16 protein-coding genes are annotated in these 18,381 nt (G+C 66.9%); 9 read left to right on the top strand and 7 right to left on the bottom strand.

Features of this window, described 5'->3' with window-relative positions; genetic code table 11:
- Nucleotides 1–2: 2 nt before the first annotated feature.
- Both AYJ57_RS18455 and AYJ57_RS18450 read right to left on the bottom strand, forming a co-directional pair.
- Entirely contained in the window at nucleotides 3–923 is a 921-nt protein-coding gene (locus AYJ57_RS18455) for a glycosyltransferase family 2 protein (RefSeq protein ID WP_066109454.1), read from the bottom strand.
- Nucleotides 924–926: 3 nt separating this feature from the next.
- Nucleotides 927–2,177 carry an oligosaccharide flippase family protein gene (locus AYJ57_RS18450; protein ID WP_066109451.1) on the bottom strand — a complete coding sequence of 417 codons (1,251 nt, stop codon included), beginning with the start codon at nucleotides 2,175–2,177 and terminating at the stop codon, nucleotides 927–929.
- Between the two features lie 255 nt (nucleotides 2,178–2,432).
- Here AYJ57_RS18450 and AYJ57_RS18445 point away from each other — a divergent pair, with 255 nt between their 5' ends.
- A complete protein-coding gene (locus AYJ57_RS18445; RefSeq protein WP_066110453.1) occupies nucleotides 2,433–3,611 on the top strand; it encodes a polysaccharide biosynthesis/export family protein in 1,179 nt (392 codons plus the stop codon).
- A 105-nt stretch (nucleotides 3,612–3,716) separates the two neighbouring features.
- On the opposite strand, the gene AYJ57_RS18440 is transcribed toward AYJ57_RS18445, so the two are convergent.
- Nucleotides 3,717–5,120, bottom strand: a complete 1,404-nt coding sequence (locus AYJ57_RS18440; protein ID WP_083191362.1) for a WecB/TagA/CpsF family glycosyltransferase — start codon at nucleotides 5,118–5,120, stop codon at nucleotides 3,717–3,719.
- A 252-nt stretch (nucleotides 5,121–5,372) separates the two neighbouring features.
- Between AYJ57_RS18440 and AYJ57_RS18435 the strand changes: the two genes are divergently transcribed.
- The 7 genes from AYJ57_RS18435 to AYJ57_RS18405 all read left to right on the top strand — a co-directional run bounded on the left by AYJ57_RS18435 (nucleotide 5,373) and on the right by AYJ57_RS18405 (nucleotide 13,902).
- A complete protein-coding gene (locus tag AYJ57_RS18435; RefSeq protein WP_066109448.1) occupies nucleotides 5,373–5,987 on the top strand; it encodes a response regulator transcription factor in 615 nt (204 codons plus the stop codon).
- Between the two features lie 164 nt (nucleotides 5,988–6,151).
- Entirely contained in the window at nucleotides 6,152–7,618 is a 1,467-nt protein-coding gene (locus AYJ57_RS18430) for a hypothetical protein (protein WP_237220225.1), read from the top strand.
- A gap of 23 nt (nucleotides 7,619–7,641) precedes the next feature.
- Nucleotides 7,642–8,958 carry a capsular biosynthesis protein gene (locus tag AYJ57_RS18425; RefSeq protein WP_066109445.1) on the top strand — a complete coding sequence of 439 codons (1,317 nt, stop codon included), beginning with the start codon at nucleotides 7,642–7,644 and terminating at the stop codon, nucleotides 8,956–8,958.
- A 172-nt stretch (nucleotides 8,959–9,130) separates the two neighbouring features.
- Nucleotides 9,131–9,808 carry a hypothetical protein gene (locus AYJ57_RS18420; protein WP_066109442.1) on the top strand — a complete coding sequence of 226 codons (678 nt, stop codon included), beginning with the start codon at nucleotides 9,131–9,133 and terminating at the stop codon, nucleotides 9,806–9,808.
- A gap of 1 nt (nucleotide 9,809) precedes the next feature.
- Nucleotides 9,810–10,823 (top strand): hypothetical protein, encoded by a 1,014-nt coding sequence (locus tag AYJ57_RS18415; RefSeq protein ID WP_066109439.1) that lies wholly within the window; start codon nucleotides 9,810–9,812, stop codon nucleotides 10,821–10,823.
- A 12-nt stretch (nucleotides 10,824–10,835) separates the two neighbouring features.
- Nucleotides 10,836–12,545, top strand: coding sequence for a Dyp-type peroxidase (locus AYJ57_RS18410; RefSeq protein WP_066109436.1), 1,710 nt, complete (start codon nucleotides 10,836–10,838; stop codon nucleotides 12,543–12,545).
- 10 nt (nucleotides 12,546–12,555) lie between these two features.
- A complete protein-coding gene (locus AYJ57_RS18405; RefSeq protein WP_066109434.1) occupies nucleotides 12,556–13,902 on the top strand; it encodes a cytochrome P450 in 1,347 nt (448 codons plus the stop codon).
- On the opposite strand, the gene AYJ57_RS18400 is transcribed toward AYJ57_RS18405, so the two are convergent.
- From AYJ57_RS18400 to AYJ57_RS18390, 4 genes are all read right to left on the bottom strand, one after another.
- Complete coding sequence (locus tag AYJ57_RS18400; protein WP_066109430.1) at nucleotides 13,899–15,044, bottom strand: FAD-dependent oxidoreductase; 1,146 nt, start codon at nucleotides 15,042–15,044, stop codon at nucleotides 13,899–13,901. The two genes, AYJ57_RS18405 and AYJ57_RS18400, sit on opposite strands and share 4 nt — an antisense overlap.
- A 28-nt stretch (nucleotides 15,045–15,072) precedes the next feature.
- Entirely contained in the window at nucleotides 15,073–16,320 is a 1,248-nt protein-coding gene (locus tag AYJ57_RS18395; RefSeq protein ID WP_066109427.1) for a flavin-containing monooxygenase, read from the bottom strand.
- A 189-nt stretch (nucleotides 16,321–16,509) separates the two neighbouring features.
- Nucleotides 16,510–16,683: a hypothetical protein gene (locus AYJ57_RS25955; protein WP_157374259.1), complete on the bottom strand. Its 174-nt coding sequence runs from the start codon at nucleotides 16,681–16,683 to the stop codon at nucleotides 16,510–16,512.
- A gap of 66 nt (nucleotides 16,684–16,749) precedes the next feature.
- Nucleotides 16,750–17,328 (bottom strand): OsmC family protein, encoded by a 579-nt coding sequence (locus tag AYJ57_RS18390; protein WP_066109426.1) that lies wholly within the window; start codon nucleotides 17,326–17,328, stop codon nucleotides 16,750–16,752.
- A 285-nt stretch (nucleotides 17,329–17,613) separates the two neighbouring features.
- Here AYJ57_RS18390 and AYJ57_RS18385 point away from each other — a divergent pair, with 285 nt between their 5' ends.
- Complete coding sequence (locus AYJ57_RS18385; protein WP_066109424.1) at nucleotides 17,614–18,126, top strand: hypothetical protein; 513 nt, start codon at nucleotides 17,614–17,616, stop codon at nucleotides 18,124–18,126.
- Nucleotides 18,127–18,381 lie beyond the last annotated feature (255 nt).

Here is an 18,381-nt window from a genome sequence, read left to right as displayed (position 1 = left end):
GGTCAGCGCGAGAACAGCGTGCGGCGCAGCGGTGCGGGAAGCAGCGGCGCGAGAACAGCGCCCGCCAGCGTGCCGCCGCCCCGGTGCAGCGGCGTGAGAAAGCGCCGAGGGGCCAGCCTCAGCCCGTGCAGCGCCAGCCCCAGAGCGGCCGTGCCGCCCATGCCGACGCGCAGCGCCCGGCGCGCAAGATAGCGCAGATGCACGGCCTCATCGCCGGGCTGGGGCGCAAACCCAAAGCGCGCCGCGCTTTCAAGCGCCACCGCGCGCCCGGCCCGCATGGCATCAAGATCAGCCGACAGACCAGAGGGCGAGACGCGGTAATGCACCAGCACGCGGTCGATGGGCTGCAGCCGCGCACCCTGCCCCACCAGCCGGATCAGCCAGTCGAGATCCTCGTTGTGGATCATGTCGCGCCGCAGACCACCGCTGCGGGCAAAGACCTCGCGGCGCAGGGCGATGTTGGACATGGTGCACACCGGGTTCTCCCCCAGCAGCATGGGGATGGTCAGCGCGCATTGCGGCACGCTGGAGAGGGTCATCGAATCCTCGGGGCGATGCTCGAAGAAGGCGATCCGCCCGAAGGCCCCGTCGCAGTCCGGTGCGGCAAAGGCCCGGTCGAGGATCGTCAGTTTGTCCGGCGTCCACAGATCGTCGGCATCGCAAAAGGCAAGCACCTCGCCCACCGCTTCGGCGGCGCCATGGTTGCGCGCATCCGACGGTCCCTTGCCGGGATTGCGCAGCACCCTGATCCGCCGGTCTCCGGCAGCGGCGTAGCGCAGCAGATCGCGAGTGGCATCGCGCGAGCCGTCGTCGACGCAGAGCGCCTCCCAGTCCGAGAATTTCTGCGCCTGCAGGCTGGCAAGCGTCTGCGCGATGGTCGCCTCGGCCTGATAGCACGGCAGGATGATTGAGAAACGGGGCATGGGTCAGCTCCTTTGCGGGCGCGGGCCGAAGCCCGCGGCGAGGGCGGGAAGCGAGGCCGCGCCCATGGTGATGCAGGCGGTGGCGAGATAGCCCCAGGCCAGCGCGGTAAGTCCGAAGGGGGCCATCAGCGCGGTGTTCAGCAGCAGCGCGGCGGTGAGCAGCGCCGTCGCCTTCAGTTCCTGCCCGGTGCGCATCTCGGCGCGCAGCCAGCCCGCGGCGTTCGACCAGAGGCTCATAGGGATCGCGGCGAGGCACAGGATGCTGACCACCTCGGCGATGCCCTCCCAGCCCGCGCCGAAGAGCAGCGGCACATAGAAGGGGGCCAGCGCCGCCTGCAGCATCACCACGGGCGCAATGACCGCGAGGCTCAACACGATGCCTTGGCGCAGCGCACCGGGGCGGTCCTCGGCGCGGCACAGATGCGGGAAGATCACCACCGACACCGCGACCGAGAAGGACGACGCGAGCCCGAGCCCTGCATTGAAGGCCAGGAAGTAGAGCCCCAGCACCTCTGGCCCCATCAGCAGGCCGATGAGCAGTTTGTCGGCCTGCAGGCGCAGAGCCTTGACGATCTCGATCGCCAGCACCGTCACGCCAAAGCCGGTGAACTCCGACAGCGGCGCGCGGTCTGCGCGCGGCGCAGGGGACCATGGGCGCAGGCGGCGCATGCAGATCAGCCAGATCGGCGCTGCAAGGATGCGCGGCAGCACCAGCGCCAGCGCGCCGGGCCAAAGCAGCGCCAGCGCCGCCGCCATGAGGTTCGCGCCCACCACCTGCCCGCCTGCGATGGCGGCGGTCTGCTGCATCTTGCCCTCGCGCATGGCCAGCGCGGCCTGCACCAGCCCCGCAGGCATAAAGAGATACTCCAGCGCCAGAAGCGCGATCAGCCCGGCGACCAAGGCGCTGCCGCCACAAAGGTACAGCCCCCCGGCAAGGGCGAGCTGCAACACGAAGAGCCCGCTGCACCATGCGGTGAAGATGCGCCGCGCGGTGGCGCAGGTGGCCTCGAGCCGTTCCTCGGGCGCCGCGATGATGCGCTGGCCCACGCCGTTCTCGGTCAGCGCCTTGAGGATGTCCGCAGCCGCCAGCGCGGCGGCGGCGAGGCCGATGGCCTCTGCCTCCATGCTGCGTGCCACGGCGATCACCACCAGCAGGCGCGAGGCCTTCGCCGCCACCTCGGACGCGCCATAGGACAGCAGGTTCCGCGCGAAAGGCGCGCTGCGTGGCGCTCTGATGGGTTTTGGCAGGGACATCGGATCGGACCTTTGCTGTGTGGCCTGCCGACTGTGCCGCAAACCCTGCCCCTACGTCGCCTGCGCGGCGGGACAGTTGCATGCTGCCCACGGACAGCAACCAATCCGATGGGATATTCCTTTAACGCGAGCGGGAACGTGGATCCCTACGTTCAGATTGCCTAACACTTGGAGCGGGCCCTGCCCGCCTGCCAGTCCTTACGGAGAGTTCGCGTGTTCCAGCCAAGTCTCAAGGCCGCCTCGATTTTCGCCCTCATGGCTGCCGCCGGCTGCGCGAGCTATGACCGGCCCGACAATCTGGCGCCGGTGGCCGAGGGGCTGGACTATCAGGCGCAATGGCGCAGCCCCGAAGTGAGCCGCAGCAACGCGCAATATCTGCGCTCTCCGGCGATCAATGCGCAGGCCTGCCGCGCCCCGCTTGGCGGCGGCCAAGATGGCAGCGACAAATTCGGCGGGCTCGCCGCAGCGGCCCTACGCGGCGAGCGGCTGACGCGCGGCGATCTTCTCGACATTCGGGTAGAGGAGGACGAGACGTTCAATGGCTCCTATGAAGTGTCGCGCGACGGCACGATCCGCCTGCCCTTCCTCGACGCGATCCGTGCGCAGGGGCGCACCGTGGACGAGATCGAAGCCGAGCTGGACAGCGCCCTGCGCGCCGAGCAATTCTATGACGACAGCCCGCGCATCTCGGTGCGCATCCTCGACCTCGCGCCGGTCAGCGTTGGCGTTTCGGGCGCGGTGTTCGAGCCGCATCAGGTGGGCATCGGCGGCGTCAGCGCCGACCAGCGCGACAGCGTGCGGATCACCGCGATGGGTGCCTCGACCGAAGCGCGCAACCTCTCGGCTGCGCTGCGCGCGGCGGGCGGCGTGCGCCCGGACGCCGACATCTCGGCGGTGGAATTGCGCCGCGGCGGGCAGCTTTACAAGCTCGACATGCGCGGCGTCTTCGAGGGCAGCAATGTGGTCGATGTGATGCTGATCACCGGCGACGAGATCCGCGTGCCAAGCCGCCAGTGCTTTCAGGAAGACCTCATGCGGCCCTCGCCGATCAGCCCGCCGGGCGTGTCACTTTTCCTGTCGAACCTGACCCAGCCCGCCAGCGGCAACGCCGAATCCGCCGTCGGGCGCGAGGTGCGCGAGGTGCCTTGGGGCACGCGCTATTTGCAGGCGGTGGTGGACACCAATTGCGTCGGCGGCCCGCGCGCCACCAGCGCCGACCGCTCGGCGGTGCTGTTCAGCCGCAACCCGGTCACCGGTGTGTCGGCGGTGATCGAGCGCAATATCGAGGATCTGCTGCGCCGCGCCGACAGGGACGATTACGACCCCTATCTTCTGCCCGGCGATGCCATCGCCTGCTACGACAGCACGGTCACCAATATCACCGAGGTCGCGCGGCTTCTGGGGATCATCGGCGTCGTCTCTTTCCTGCGCTAAGCGCTTATCCGCCCTGCGGACGCACAAAGGCCCGGCGTGGGGGAAAACGCCGGGCCTTGCTTCCGTTCGGTGCGCGCCGCTCGGAATGCGGCGCCTTTGCTGGGGTCAATAGGCGCCCCGACCAGAGAGCACCGTCCGGAAGGTCAGGAAAATCAGCATCAGGTCGAGCAGCGTCGAGCGGCTGGCACCATAGGCAAGGTCCATGTCGATCATCTTGTCGAACGAGATGTCGGCGCGGCCCGACACCTGCCACAGCCCGGTGATGCCCGGTTTCACCCTCAGCCGCCCATGCGCATGCGCGGGATAAGCGGCGACCTCTTGCGGCAGCGCGGGACGCGGGCCGACGAGGGACATCTCACCGCGCAGCACGTTGAAGATCTGCGGCAGCTCGTCCACCGAGCTGCGCCGCAGCAGACGGCCCACCCGTGTCACCCGCGGGTCATTGCGCGCCTTGAAGCAGATGCCCGCCCGGTCCGATTGCGCCAGAAGCGCCGCGCGGCGTTCTTCTGCATCCATATACATCGAGCGGAACTTCAGCACCTCGAAGGGTTTGCCATCCTTGCCGACGCGGGTCTGCCGGTAGAGCGCCGGACCGCGGCTGTCGAGGCGGATCGCCAGCGCGACCAGCAGCAGCACCGGCGCCAGCGCCAGCGCCGCAATCCCGGCGAGCGTGACATCCAGCAGCCGTTTGCGCAGGCTCACCGGATCGGTGCGGCGCAGCGCATTCACCGCCGCGCGCGCAAGGAAGGTGGCATTGCCGATCAGATAGCGCCCTGCCATGCGGCGCGGCTCCATGGCAAGCCGCCATACCCATTCGCAGCGCGCCCGGCGCAGCGGCTCGGGCGCCCGCCGGACGTTGCCCGCCAGAAAATCGAGCAGCGCGCCGACGCCGAGGTGAATGCGCGGCGCCAGACGCTCGGCATTGCGCGCGAGCCAGAGGTCCTGCCGCGGCACGCCCATCGCCACCAAAAGGATATCCGCGCCCGAGGCATTGATCGCCGCGATCGCCTCATGCTCATGCGCGGCGCCAGAGAACCCGTCGCGGGTTCCGGCGATGCGCAGCCCCGGCAGGTCGCTGCAGAGCCGCTGCGCCGCGCGCTCTGCCGTGCCCGGCGTACCGCCGAACAAAAAGACCGACATGCCGCGCTCGCGCGCCGCGCGCAGCAGCGCGGGCACGAAATCCGTACCATTGAGGTTGGCGGCAAGCCCCTGCCCCCGCATCCGGGCCGCAAGCTCGACGCCGATGCCATCGGGCAGCACCATATCCGCGCGGCGCAGCGCATCACCGTAGTCCGGGCAGCGCGCCATGACGTTCGCGCAATGGGCGTTGAGGAAGGCAATGGTGCGACGGCCGGGCGCAAGAACGGCCTCGATCGCGCTTTGCACAGAGGCGTCGACCAGCGCAAGGTCCATCACTTCTCGGCGATCAATCGCCGGTGCATTGTTCTGAGGGGCATCGGTGGCCCGTTCGGCGAAAGCACCAGCCTCTGTCTGTGCGGCATGTTTCATGGGGGCTCCTCCCTCAGGCCAAAAAGCAAGTCTCGTCCGAAACTTGCCGAGTTGGCCGCGCGCATCAACGGAGCGTCGGGAGACCTGATAGCGCCTGACAGATGGAAAGCCATCAGCGCGGATCAAGAAACAATCCCACTGGATAGGTCGCCTGTTCTGGCGGATCGAAAGTCAACTTTATGACAACCTTCGCGTGCTTTTGCGCTATCTTGTCGCGCGGTGGAGGGCCTGTTGAGAGGTTAGGGAGACCCTATGCGCATATTGATAGCCGACGATCACGACTTGCTGCGCGATACGCTTGTCATGTTTTTCGAGACCGCGAGCGACATCACCGTCGTGACCGCCGCGAGCTTTGGCGAGGCCGAGCAGATGATCAACCGCAAGGGGCCGTTCGACCTTGTGCTGCTGGATTTCAACATGCCGCAGATGGGCGGGCTGATGGGGCTTGAGACGCTGCTCAAACGGCCCGACGCGCCGCGGGTCGCGCTGATCTCGGGCGAGGCCCGGCGCGATGTGGCGGAAAAGGCGCTGGCGCTTGGAGCCTCGGGCTTCATCCCCAAGACACTGACGGCGCGCAGCCTCGTCAACGCGGTGCGCTTCATGGCGATGGGCGAGGTCTATGCCCCCATCGACTTTCTCAACGGCACCGAAGACCAGGATCTGCATCCGCTGGCCGAGAAACTCTCGAAGCGCGAGCGTCAGGTGGCCAAAGGGCTCACCGAGGGCAAATCGAACAAAGAGATCGCCCGCGACCTCGACCTGCAGGAGCCGACCATCAAGCTGCATGTGAAGACGCTCTATCGCAAGATCGGCGCGGCCAATCGCACGCAGGCCGCGCTGATCGCACGGGACGCCGGGCTAGCTTGAAAGGGGCTGGCCCGAAGGAGCTGGCCTGAAAACCTCCGATCCCTTCGGATAGAAGATTGATGCCATCAGCGAGGCGCGGCCTCCTTCTCAGCCGCTCTCTATCCCCCCGCGAAAGCGACCGCGCCGCCACCCCCGACTAGACTGCCGGACAGAGGAGATTTTCCATGTCCGACATGACCGCCAGCGGGACCACCCGCCGCTCTGCCCCGATCCCCGGGATCCTGCGCACCCCGCCGCGCGAGCTGTCGCTCGGTCGGCTCTTTGGCGGCGGACGCCCCGGTGATATCGTCCGCCTGCCGCGCTATCTGATCCTCGCGACGCTGGGGGCTATCGCGATCTGGGGGCCGATCACCACCTACCTCAAGAAGGCGCCGCTCAGCTTCAGTTCCGAGATGTCGCTGATCCTGCCCGGCTCGGGCGCGGCGGCCTCGGTGAACCTCGCCGAGATCGGTCAGGCATCCTCCTTCGCCAATTCCGCCTTCTCTTCCAATTCGATCAGCCCCACCGAGACTTACAAGCGCCTGCTGAGTGCGGACCGAATCCTCAACGCCGCCGCCAGTTCGCTGGGCGAGCAGATGCGCGACATCGGACGGCCAAAGGTCGAACTGGTGGATCAGACTGGTCTCATCCGGGTGCAGATGAAAGGCCCCACGCCCGATGCCGCCCGCGCCCGGACCGAAGCGGTGCGACAGGCGTTCTTTACCGAAGTGGATGCCCTGCGCCATGACGAGCTTTCGGTACGCGAGACCGGCGCGCTTGCTGCCATCGAGGATTACCGCGGCTCGGTCGCCGACACGCGCGAGACGATTGCGACGCTGCAGCGCGACACCGGGCTGGTGTCCTCGGCGCAATATGACCGGCTGGTGTCTGCCACCGACCGTCTGCGCGCCGATCTGGCCGCGCTCGCCTCTGACCTCGCCGAGAAGCAAGAGAGCGTCGCCGCGCTGTCGCGCAGCCTCGGCATTGCGCCGGATCAGGCGGCGGTCAGTCTCAAGCTTTATGCCGATGCCGATTACGTGGCGCTCCTCGATGAGGTGGCACTGCAAACCGCCGCGATGGCAGAGGCAAACGCGCGTTTCGGCACCCGCCACCCCGAGGTCACGGCGGCCCGTGACGCGCTTGCCAGCGCGCGCGAGATGGCGCGGCAGCGCGCCATGGCTCTGACCGGGCTGAGCGCCGAAGCGGTCGCGGCGCTCGATCTGGCGCAGCCCGGCGCGCGCGCCGAACTTCTGGCCGAGCTGGTGCGCGAGGATGCTGCGCGCCGCGGCTTGACCTCCGAGCATGAGACGATGGCCGCACGGCTGGACCGCGAGAGCGCGCAACTTGCCGCGCTGGCCCCGGTGGCCGCGCGCCTTGAGGACATGCAGCGCGATTTCTCGGTCGCCGAGGCGGTCTTTGCCTCGGCCATCGCGCGCTCGCAGTCGAGCAAAGCCGATATCTACGCCTCCTACCCGCTGGTGCAGGTGCTGGAAAACCCCTCGCTGCCCGACCGCCCAAGCTCTCCGAACCGCAAGCTCGCGCTCGCCGCCGGAGGGGCCGCGACCCTGATGATGCTCTTTGGCCTTCTGCTTGCATGGATCCGCCGCCCGCTGATCGGACGCATCCTCGCCCGCCCGATGGGGGCCCCGTGACCGGGCGCGCCCGACCCGAGGGTATGAGCCCGGCCGAGGCGCTGGCATGGCGCGCCATGGTCATGACGTGGGTGTTCTACGGCCTCGGCGCGCTTTACGTCGTCGGCCCGGTGCTGGGCTGGGTGTTTGCCGGCATGGCGGCGTTGTCGCTCTACCTCGGCCCGGCGATGCGCAGCGACCTGCGGGCGACCGGCCCCGTGCCCGGCGTGGTCTGGCTGTGGATGGCCGGGATGCTGGTGATGCTGGTGGCGCTCTGGGGCGGACATCTGGGCTGGGGGCTGGGCCTCAAGCAGACGATCAAATCCTCGATCGGATGGGCCAAGGGCTGGGCTCTGGTCGCGCTCTTCATCTTCGCGGGCGCGGTGCTGCCGATCCGGCGCGAAGTGCTGATCCGCGGCCAATGCGCCATCGGCTTCTGGACGCTCGCGCTTGCGCCGCTGCTGCTGGCCGCGCCCTATATCGGCCTGCCCGAGCGCATCTTCACCTCGCCGCTGAAAGCCATCGGGGGGCCGGGACCGGAGTATTTCTCGGTTTATTTCTTCACCTACGATCCGGCCTCATGGACACCGCGCTGGCAGTTCTACCTGCCGTGGTCGCCCTTCGCGGCGCTGCTTGGCGTGGTCATGGTGATCTTTGCGCTCGAAGAAAAGCACCGTGGCTGGCGCGCCGCCGGGATCGCCGCCGGGCTGCTGATGATCCTCGCTTCGAAGTCGCGCATGGGGCTGGTCGGGCTGGTCGCCTGCACCGTCGCGCCGCGGATGCTGCCGCTGGTGCTGCGCAGTTCCGCTTGGCTCGCGCTGGCCGGGGTAACCGCCTCGCTTGCAGTGCTCGGCAGCTGGCTTTTGGCCAGTGCGCAGGCCGGGGTGGCCGCCTTCAAAGGGGCGCGGGCCGACAGCACACGGGTGCGCGAAACCCTGCAGAGGATCGCTTTTGAGCGCTGGCGCGAAGAGGCGGTCTGGTTCGGGCATGGCACCGTTCAGCCGGGCCCGCATCTGGTGGAATACATGCCCATCGGCAGCCACCACACATGGTACGGGCTGCTGTTCGTGAAGGGCATCGTAGGCTTTGGTGCGCTGCTGGTGCCGCTGGTGGCGCATCTGGCGGTGGCGCTTGTGGACGCCGCGCGCCATCCGCGCGGGCGGCTTCCGCTGGGCATCCTGATGACGCTGGTGCTGCTGTCCTTCGGCGAGAACCTCGAGATCGAGGCCTATATGTTCTGGCCCGCGCTGCTGTTGCTTGGGGTGCACCTTCGGGAAATGGCAACCGAGGGCCCCGGTCGCCCCACGAGGCGGCAGAGTGCAATTCATGCCAAGCCTCAACAATCGGCCATAACCGGCTGAAACTGAATCAAAACATGACTTCGGATACCATGGAGGTGCATTCGAAACACTCTGTTCACCTGGGCAAAGCACTTCATTTATTCTTTGACTCGAGGCGATTTATTGCGGCTTCATGCACGCTACGTCTGTGCGGTTCCGAGTAGGTTTTAGGAAATTCCACCGGAGAACGCGCATGTCTAACGTCGCCGGAAAAGCCTATGCGATGAACGTGGTAACCCCCAGTCGCCCCTATGTGACTTGGATAAACCGCCTGCTGTTCATGGCCGCCCGCGGATTGCCCTCGAACCTGATGGGACTGCTGGGGCTCTCGCTCATCCACTTTGCCAGATGGGTCATCATCAAGCGCGATCAATGGCCCGACCTGGGTCAGGGAAAAGAGGACCCGCAGAACGACTACATGCTGTTCTGCTCGAATTTCAACGGCACATGGGACCAGTATATCGACGCTTTCTCGGACGGGATCCCAAACGGCCTTAACCTGTTCTGGTATTCGGCCACGAAATACCCGCTGTCGATCCCGATCACGCCGTTCAAGGATTACATCACCTACAATCAGATCGGCACGGATTATTACTACAACGCCACCCCCGGCTCGGCGCAGCGCGACGTTAAATCCGCGCTGCGGGTCTATGACGCGGTGCTCGCGCTGGCCAAAGAATATGAGCCAAGTGGCCCCAGCGCAGAGCGCTTCGCGCAGAGTTTCCGCGACACATACCTCAAGGTTCAGAACGATCTCGGCGATCCCGGCTTCGGCCCGGTCGCCAGCCTCGACACCGAGCGCGCCGATGTGAACCGTCTGGCCTATATCGCGGCGGCGCAGGCGCGGTTCAACACCGAGAGGAGCAGCTGACATGCCCGATCTCGACAGCGGACATCTGTTTCTTACCTATCTCATCCCGATCAAGCGCGGCGGCCCGAGAAACGACGTCTCGTTCAAGCAAAAGGTGCGGATCGAGCTTGCCCGCCTGCCCCCGGCACATCAAACGCCTGCCACGCAGAAGACCGCATATGCCGCGCCCTTCGCCCGCAATCTGCGCAACCACTTCGCGCGGATGTTCGTACTGGACAATGTGGTCTACAACGGTCGCAATCGGCAGAATGCGCTCGTGGCCACCGTCAAAAAGGTGAACACCATCACACCAGAGCCGGTCGATGGTCTGCGCTCGGCCTATCTGGTGTTCACCGCCGATATCGACGCGATCGTGAAGGACGGCGATCCGCTGCCCTCGGAGCTGAGCGCGGACGCGCAGCGCCGGGTGCGCATGGCCTATGCGCAGACGCTCTGGGAGACGATGGGCGAAGAGATCAAGGCGATCTTCGGCAATTGCCACGGGTTTGACGGCACCGACAGCGGGCAGGCCTTCGGGGCCTATCTGGAGCGGTGCCATGTCGAGACGACGATGCCCTATCATGACTATTACCTCAATCTGCCTGCCTTCAACGATCTGCCGCTGAAAGGCCTCATCGTAGCGGTGGGCGTTCCGGCGGTGATCGGTGTCGGCGCACTGCTGCTGCGGCTGTTTGGCATGAGCTTTCTTTTGGGGATGAACACGCTGGTGCTTGGCCTCCTCGGTGTCGCGCTCACATGTCTCGCCTTCGTGCTTGCGGTGCGCTTTGCGATCGCCAATGGCGCCAAGCCGCTGCCCCCTGCAGCGCATGACGATCTGCCCACGGTGCTGAAAGCGCTCTACATCCAGCAGCGTTTCACCGATTTCATCGCCGAGCATCAGGGCGCGGCCCCGGCGACGCTGCACGCCGCCTTTGGCGATTTTCTCGCGCAGCATGCCCCGGCGGACATCACCCACCCGACGCAGCGCCCCGGGGTGATCTCGGACAGGGCACCGCAGCCCCGCGCCGGCGTGTGAGGAGGGCCACAAATGGCTTACGCACTGAACCTGCACGACATTCAGGGCAATGTGACGCGCGCCTATGGGCGCTTCTCCTTCCCCTTCGCGCGCTATTTCTTTTTTCAGATCCGCCATCCTGCCGCGGGCCGCGCTTTCGTCGATGCGGTGCGGCGCGAGGTCACCACTTCGGCGCGCTGGCCCGACGAGGCCGATAAACCCAACTGCACCGTCAATATCGCCTTCACCTTCATGGGGCTCTACTGGCTGGAGGTGCCGAACCGCACGCTGCAGGGCATGCCGGATGTGTTTATCTCGGGCATGCGCAGCCGCGCCTCCATGCTCGGCGACCGCGATCCCACGATAACCGCCGATGACGACCCGGACTGGGATCGCGACTGGGATCCGATCTGGCAGGGCAACCGCAAGGAGGGGCTCGGCGGCAGCGAGGACGTCCATATCCTCGTCACGCTGAACGCCCAGCCCGATCTGGCCGGGGCAGAGCCCGGCTCGCAGGACTTCCTCGCCCGCCTCAAAAATCCCCACCCCGACCTAGAGGCGAAAACCGATTGGCTGCGGAGCCTCACCAGCGATGGCATCGTGCTGCTGGAGCGGAACGGTAAAGCCGGGGACGCGCCCTTCCAGTCGGCCTCGGCGGTGTTTGACGATTTCGGAGGGGTGACGCTGCCCACCGCGCGCGAGCATTTCGGCTTTACCGACGGCATCGGCGACCCGGTCTTCAAGGGCCAATATCCGCCGGCGCAGGAAAAGACCGCCGTGATCGGGCGCGGCAAGCGCATGGGCGGCGATTGGGAGGCGCTGGAAACCGGCGAGTTCATCCTTGGCCACACCGGCGAAAGTCAGGAATTGCCGCCGACCGCCATGCCGCCCGAGTTCATGCAGAACGGCACCTTTATGGCCTATCGCAAGCTGCACGAGAATGTTGCCAGTTTCCAATCGGTGGTGGACGAGGAGGCGCAGGGCTTTGCCACCAGCATGGCGATCGACGAGCCTCAGGCGCGCGAGACGCTGCTTGCCAAGATGTGCGGGCGCTGGTCGGACGGCGTGCCGCTGGCCGTGGTGCCCGACTATGACGAGTGGATCGCCTTCGGCAAGGCGCGCGGCTGGCGGAACGAAAATGGGTCGATGCTCATGACTCCAGACGCGTGGAGAAAGCAGATCGCCTATATCCGCAGCGCCGAGGCATCGGACTTTCGCTACGCCGACGACATGGCGGGTTTCAAATGCCCCGGCGGCGCGCATATGCGGCGGATGAACACCCGCGACTACCTCGATCCGCTGAACGCTTTCGGCATCGACCCCGAGACCGGCAAGCAGTTCGAGAACGCCGGAGCCACCCACGCGCTGAACAAGCGCCGCCGCATCCTGCGGCGCGGCCTGCCTTACGGACCGCCAAATTTCGAGCCGCGCGACGACGCCTCCGAGCAAGGGGTGATCATGATGGCCATGGGCGTCGATCTGTTCCGGCAATTCGAGTTCGTCCAGCAGCAGTGGATCCAATACGGGCTCGATTTCCATCAGGGCAACAACACTTGCCCGATGCTGGGCCGCCACGATCACCACACCCGGCACATGATCCCCTCGGACCCGAAGAGCGGCAAGCCGCCCTACATGATGACCAAGCTGAAGACCTTCGTGGAATGCCGCGGCGGCGATTACTTCTTCGTGCCCTCGATGATCGCCCTTCGGATGATCGCCATGGGCATCGTGGACCCCACGTGAGGGCCGCGCCATGCTGGACCGGCTGACAGGAAGCATAACCGCAGCAGGGCGCTGCGTGATGATGCTGGGCGACGGGATCGTCGCGCTTGGCTGGCTGATCGGCAAGGGCGGCTCGGCCTTCGCATCGGGCGGTAAGGCGGCGCTGCTGCCCCTGCTCACCGCGCCCGAGGCACAACAGAAGGTCTTTGCCGTGCTGCGCGCCTTCTGGCCCAACCTGTCGCTAAAGGCCGCCGTGGTGAAAGCCTATGACAACAGCGGCACCGTTGTCGTCACCCGGCACGAGGACTGCATCGACGTGCTGAACCGCGACGCCGACTTCGAGGTGGTCTATGGCCCGCGTATGCGCAAGCTGACCGCGGGCGAGAACTTCTTTCTCGGGATGCAACCGGGCTGGCCCTACACCCGCGACACCTCGGCGATGCGCCTCGCCGCGCGTGCCCCCGATGTCTCCGACGTCGTGCTGCCCCGCGCCGCATCGCTTGCCGAAGAGATCGTCACGCGCTCCGAGGGCCGCATCGACGCGGTGCCGCAACTTTTCCGGCATGTACCGTGGGATATGACTGACAGCTATTTCGGCACCGGCGGCAGCACAGAACAGATGCAAGACTGGGCGACGGTGCTCTTTTGGTATCTTTTCGAGGATCTGGCCGCAGACCCGGACCTCGACGCCAAGGCGATGCGCTACGCCGCCGAACTGCGCGAGTATCTCGACACCGCGATCGCCGCGCGCAAGGCCGCCCCCGACACGCGTCCGCAGATCCTCAATCGCTGCCTCGACCTGCAGGCCGCTGACACGCCGGGGATGGATGATCTGGGCATCCGCAACAATATGCTGGGGCTGCTGATCGGGGCCATTCCCACCATTTCCAAGGCCTGCTGCCTCGCGCTCGACGAGCTGCTGAATCGCCCCGAGGACCTGCGCCGTGCGCAGCGTGCCGCCGCCGAACAGAGCCCACAGTTCGAGCAGTTCGTCTGGGAGGCGCTGCGCTTCAACCCGCACAACCCGGTGATCTATCGCCGCGCGCTGCATGATACGGTGGTGGCGCGCTCGACCCTGCGACAGGCGCGCGTACGTAAGGGGCAGATCGTCTTTGCGGCCACTGCCTCGGCGATGTTCGACCGTTACCGGATCGCGGCGCCGCATGACTTCCGCACCGATCGGTCGTGGGACAGCTACATCATCTGGGGCTATGGCATGCACACCTGCTTTGGCGCGGCGATCAACAAGGCGGTGATCCCGGCGATCCTGAGACCGCTGATCGCCCAGCCCAAGCTGCGCCGCGCCGAAGGTGCCGCCGGTCAGATCGACCGTGGCGGCACCCCTCATCCTCAGCATTTCCACCTGCGGTTCGACTAGGCCACCCGGCACTGCAGCGGCTGCCGCGCCGCCCCCTCGGCGATCCATGCCTGATTGGCCTTCATGTCGCGGTTCAGCTGCTTGTGCAGATCGGCAAGCTCGGCAAGCGACCACTCAAAGCTGGCGATTCGATCCGAGATCTCGAAGATCGGTCCCGACAGCGCATCGCGCTGCGCCTCGTATCGGTCCAAGCCTCCCGCCATGACGGCCCCGGCCAGCAGCTCGGCATCGCGAAACGCATCGGTGATCCCATGCGCGGTGATCGGGTCGCGAAACCAGCTGGCATCACCCACCAGCGCCCAGCCCGGCCCGGCGCAGCGCCGGAAATATCCCGGCAGCCCGGCAAAGACGACCGGCGCTTCAGCGGCGCGCGCGCCAGCCGTGTCCTCCGCCAGTTGCGGCAGGCTCGTCGCGGCCAGTTCGGGCAACGCGCTTTGGCGCAGCTCGGCGGCGCGGGACTGCGGCAGCGCGAGAAAGGCGCAAGTTCCATCACCGTTGGTGGGGATCAGCCCGCCCGCGGCCCCCTCCTCGAAGTGCCAGCGATAGCCGTCCTGCGGCAGGCCGGTGACATATTGGTAGGCGCAGGCCACGGTGCTGTGCGCCTGCCGCGTCACCTCGGCCCCCGCCAGCCGCGCGACCCGCGAACGCTTGCCGTCCGCGCCGATGACCAGCCCGGCTGAGACGTCCTGCGCGGCGCCATCCTTCCCGGCCAGCCGCGCCCCGCACACCCGGCCAGAGGCATCCCGCAGCAGCCCCGCGCAACTGGTTTCAAACCGCACCACGGCCCCCGCCCGCTCCGCCGCCGCCGCCAGCGCCGCGTCGAGCAGATAGCGGCGCGGTGCCATCAGCGCCTCGACGCCGTGTTCGGGTTTGATGTCGATATCGAAGGCCGCCCGGCCATAGAGAAAGCTCGTCCGGCGCACCTGCGGCGTGCCCGCAGCCCGCAGTTCCTCCGCAAGCCCCCAGCGCTGCAGCAGCATCACCGCGCCGCGCATCAGCGCGTGGGTGGACATCGTGTCCGAGCCGCGACGAGCACTGTCGATCAGCAGCACGCGGGCGCCCTGCCGGGCCATCAGCATGGCGGTGGCGGCACCGGCGCAGCGGGCACCAACGACAATCACGTCATAGGTCGAAGGGGTCATGGGTCATATCCTTTCCATAATGAGAAGGTCAGGCCGCAAGGGACGCAGTGCGCCCAAGCGCGGCGGCGATCAGCGGCGCAAGCGCTTCGGCATCGCGCCCCGCGCCGTAGATGAAGCTGGACGCGCGGTGGCGCATGAACGGCAGGCCAAGCGCATAGAGCCCCGGCACAGCGGTCAGCCCGCCCTGCGTCTGAAGTTCTCCGGCGCTGTCCAGCACGGGCAGATGCAGCCATGGGTAGCTGCGACGAAAGCCAGTCGCCCAAACCACACTTCCGATGCCCTCACGCCTAAGATCGAGCAGCGCAGGGCCATGCTTGGGCAGGTGCGGCGCATGCCACGCCTCTGGGTCCGCAGGCAGGGCCATGCCGCGCTGCGCCAGATCGGCGTCGAGATGCTCCAGCACCCGCTGGCGGCGGCGCTCGGCCGCGGCAATCTCAAGCCCCGGATCCGGATCGAGCATGAGCGCGTTGCCCCGCACCCCGAGCGCGCGCCCGACAAGCCGCACGCCCATGGCGGCCAGCCGGTCGAGCCCCAGCGCCGCGCCGCCGTCCGAGCCGGTCAGCTGCAACGAAGGCAGCGACATCAGGTACTGCGGGTCGGCATTCGCCGGGCGCGGCGCGGCGAGAAAGCCGCTGCCGGACAGCAGCGAGAAGATCTCGCGCCCCCGGTAGCTGCGCGGCATCCGCACGTGGCGGCCCACGGCCAGCGTCACCGGGCGGCCCGACGCCTGTATCTCGGCGGCAAGCTGCACGCCGGTGGCCGAGGCTCCGACGACCAGCACGCCGTCCTTGGCAAGCCCCGCCGCGCCGCGATAGCAGGTGGGGCTGATCTGCGCGATCTCCTGCGGCAGCGCGGCGGCCCACTCCGGCACGGCGGGCCGGTCGCAGGCACCGGTCGCGATGACCACGGCACGGGCCAGCCAATGGCGCTCTCCGGCCTCGACACGGAACAGGCCGTTCTGCCGCCTCACCGAGCGCACCTCGCAGCCGCCCACCACCGGCGCCGCGATTGCGGCGCGGTAGTCGATGAGCCGCTGCGCAAAGCTTGCTGCCGACATAAAGCCGTTCGGATCGCTCTCGGCCCAAGGGCCCGGCAGGCGGTTCATCCAGTTCGGCGTCAGCAGGTGCAGGCCCGGCCAGCGCTCGGACTGCCAGCGCTCCGCGACCCGTCCCCGCTCCAGCAGCAGATGATCTACGCCGCGCCGGGACAGCGACCAACTCAGCGCGAGCCCGGCCTGCCCGGCTCCGATGATCAGCACGCTTGTGACCTTCGTCATGTCTCGTCTCCATCTTGATCTGACAGAACCATGCGGGCTGCGGGTTTCGGGCTGGCGTCGTGAAAGCCCCTTCGAGGTTTCGACTGTTTCAGTGCGGCGAGGCGCGCTGCCGGGCTTTCTGCACGAAAAGGCCCGCAGCGGGGTGCTGCGGGCCGGGAGGACGGGAGGACGGGAGGATGCGCGTCAGGATCAGGCGGCGATCGGCAGGCTGTCCTCCTTTTGTTTGCGGGGCTGCCAAGGCACCTCGGAAGCGACAAGGCAGTTGCGGTCCCACCAGTTCCGGAAGTCGGTGAATGTGTCGCGCGTGGCGATGGTGTCAAAGCCCGAGCCGTAGCTGTGGGCGGATGCGGAGAAACGGGGCATGGGTCTGTCCTTTGGGTCTGAAATGTTCGGGGGATTGGCCCGCGCCCCAATGGCGCGGGCGGTGTTTCAAGCGGCCATCTCGACCTTCACCGGCACACCGTTGCTCAGCACATCGAAGACAGCCGAGCGGGCGACCGATTGCGCGACGATCTCGCGCAGCGTCTCCTGCGGGGCGTCGCCGCGGATGGTCACCGCCATGCGGATCCCGGTGAAGCCGTTGCGGGCGCTCTTGTCCAAGCCGAGGATGCCATTGAGGTTGATGTCGCCTTCGATGGCGGTCTCGACCGCGCTCAGCTTGACCTGACGGATCGAGGCGATGTTGCCGATCCCGGCGGTGATGCAGGCGGCGAGCCCCGCCAGCAGAAGCTCGACCGGGGTGACCCCGTTGTCGGCCCCGCAAAGCACCTGCGGGTGATCGCATTCGACGGCATAGTCGCGGCGGTGCTCCATCTCCTGCATCGCGCCGTGGAACCCGGTGAAGGCGGTGCGGCTGTGAGTGCCCGAAAGCCATTCGCCATTGGCGCGGAAGGTGAATTTGGCGATGTCCGGGGTCTCGCCCACAACGCCGAGCGTGGCGAGGAAGGTGGGGACATCAACGCCGTTCATGGCGGATTTGGCGGGCTTTTCGAGGGTCTGGGTGGTCATTGTGAACTCCTGATGTTGCTTTGGTCTGTTGGCTCTGGTCGGGCACCGTGCCCTTCCGATGGACAGAAGTTCTGACGCCCCGGCGTTTCAGCGCGATTGCGCCGGGCGTTTCATTCGTTTCACCGGCTCACTGCCCCAATGCCTAATGCCCCAATGTCATGAGCACGCCTGACGCACCGTCAGCGGGGCCGCGCGAAAAAAACTTGGAACCTTACCCGGGGGTATCCTCATTGTGCAGCCGAGACCCTGAGGGGAACCGCGCAACCAAGACGGAGGAGAAGCGCAATGACCAAACGCTTTCTGACCACCACCACCGCCGCGATCACCATGGTTCTGGCTGGCGCCATCGGCGCTCAGGCCAACAATGACGCCAGCGTCAAAGAGCAGGCCGCCGAGGCCGTCGACGCAATCGGCGATACCGCCTACGCCATCGGCGAGACCGCGACTGACACGGCGCAGGCCGGTGTCGAGGCTGTCGGCGCAGATGAGGCCTATAGCGAAGCGTCGGACATCTCGGCCCAGCTTGATGCCGCGCTGACCGATGATGCCATTGTGCGCTCGAGCGACGGTGAGATCATCGGCACCGTGCTGAAATCCGACACGAACCAAGGGCTCGTGGTCATCGACCTCGACGGCGAGATGGAAGGCGCGGACGAGCGTCCGATCGAGAACGCCGCCGTGCGCATGAGCCGCCTGTCGGCCAACGCCGATCAGGATCTGGTGCTGAACATGTCGAAGGCCGAATTCGCCAGCGCGCTGAACGCGGCGACCGAGGTCAACGTCAGCACTGACGGCTGAGGCAGAATGCTTCGGTGGGGCGTGCCCCCACCCGCGTGATCAAGACCGAAAGGCCGTGACGCCAGGCGTCGCGGCCTTTCTTCTGCGATGACCGCGCGGCGTAGCACCCACGGCTGCCACGCAACCGCCCAAGCGCGTGTTCGGCGCGGAACGTCGCCACCGGCAAGCACCCTCAAGCGCCTTGCGGTGTTCGAGACCATGGCCCCGGCGCACCGCCGAAATGCCGCGCGATATCCAAACGAACGCAATGCCTTG

The sequence above is a fragment of the Salipiger sp. CCB-MM3 genome, assembly GCF_001687105.1.
In the GTDB taxonomy this organism is placed as follows: domain Bacteria; phylum Pseudomonadota; class Alphaproteobacteria; order Rhodobacterales; family Rhodobacteraceae; genus Salipiger.
Note: the sequence above shows the minus strand (reverse complement) of the source record. Positions and strands in the feature narration are given on the sequence as shown.

What these genes read in the sequence shown, in the direction of transcription:
- AYJ57_RS18430 (WP_237220225.1), top strand. Translation starts at nt 6,152, where the DNA reads ATGTCCGACATGACCGCCAGCGGGACCACCCGCCGCTCTGCCCCGATC.
- AYJ57_RS18390 (WP_066109426.1), bottom strand. Translation starts at nt 17,328, where the DNA reads ATGACCACCCAGACCCTCGAAAAGCCCGCCAAATCCGCCATGAACGGC.
- AYJ57_RS18395 (WP_066109427.1), bottom strand. Translation starts at nt 16,320, where the DNA reads ATGACGAAGGTCACAAGCGTGCTGATCATCGGAGCCGGGCAGGCCGGG.
- AYJ57_RS18435 (WP_066109448.1), top strand. Translation starts at nt 5,373, where the DNA reads ATGCGCATATTGATAGCCGACGATCACGACTTGCTGCGCGATACGCTT.
- AYJ57_RS18385 (WP_066109424.1), top strand. Translation starts at nt 17,614, where the DNA reads ATGACCAAACGCTTTCTGACCACCACCACCGCCGCGATCACCATGGTT.
- AYJ57_RS18400 (WP_066109430.1), bottom strand. Translation starts at nt 15,044, where the DNA reads ATGACCCCTTCGACCTATGACGTGATTGTCGTTGGTGCCCGCTGCGCC.
- AYJ57_RS18440 (WP_083191362.1), bottom strand. Translation starts at nt 5,120, where the DNA reads ATGAAACATGCCGCACAGACAGAGGCTGGTGCTTTCGCCGAACGGGCC.
- AYJ57_RS18420 (WP_066109442.1), top strand. Translation starts at nt 9,131, where the DNA reads ATGTCTAACGTCGCCGGAAAAGCCTATGCGATGAACGTGGTAACCCCC.
- AYJ57_RS18425 (WP_066109445.1), top strand. Translation starts at nt 7,642, where the DNA reads ATGAGCCCGGCCGAGGCGCTGGCATGGCGCGCCATGGTCATGACGTGG.
- AYJ57_RS18410 (WP_066109436.1), top strand. Translation starts at nt 10,836, where the DNA reads ATGGCTTACGCACTGAACCTGCACGACATTCAGGGCAATGTGACGCGC.
- AYJ57_RS18415 (WP_066109439.1), top strand. Translation starts at nt 9,810, where the DNA reads ATGCCCGATCTCGACAGCGGACATCTGTTTCTTACCTATCTCATCCCG.
- AYJ57_RS18450 (WP_066109451.1), bottom strand. Translation starts at nt 2,177, where the DNA reads ATGTCCCTGCCAAAACCCATCAGAGCGCCACGCAGCGCGCCTTTCGCG.
- AYJ57_RS25955 (WP_157374259.1), bottom strand. Translation starts at nt 16,683, where the DNA reads ATGCCCCGTTTCTCCGCATCCGCCCACAGCTACGGCTCGGGCTTTGAC.
- AYJ57_RS18445 (WP_066110453.1), top strand. Translation starts at nt 2,433, where the DNA reads ATGGCTGCCGCCGGCTGCGCGAGCTATGACCGGCCCGACAATCTGGCG.
- AYJ57_RS18455 (WP_066109454.1), bottom strand. Translation starts at nt 923, where the DNA reads ATGCCCCGTTTCTCAATCATCCTGCCGTGCTATCAGGCCGAGGCGACC.
- AYJ57_RS18405 (WP_066109434.1), top strand. Translation starts at nt 12,556, where the DNA reads ATGCTGGACCGGCTGACAGGAAGCATAACCGCAGCAGGGCGCTGCGTG.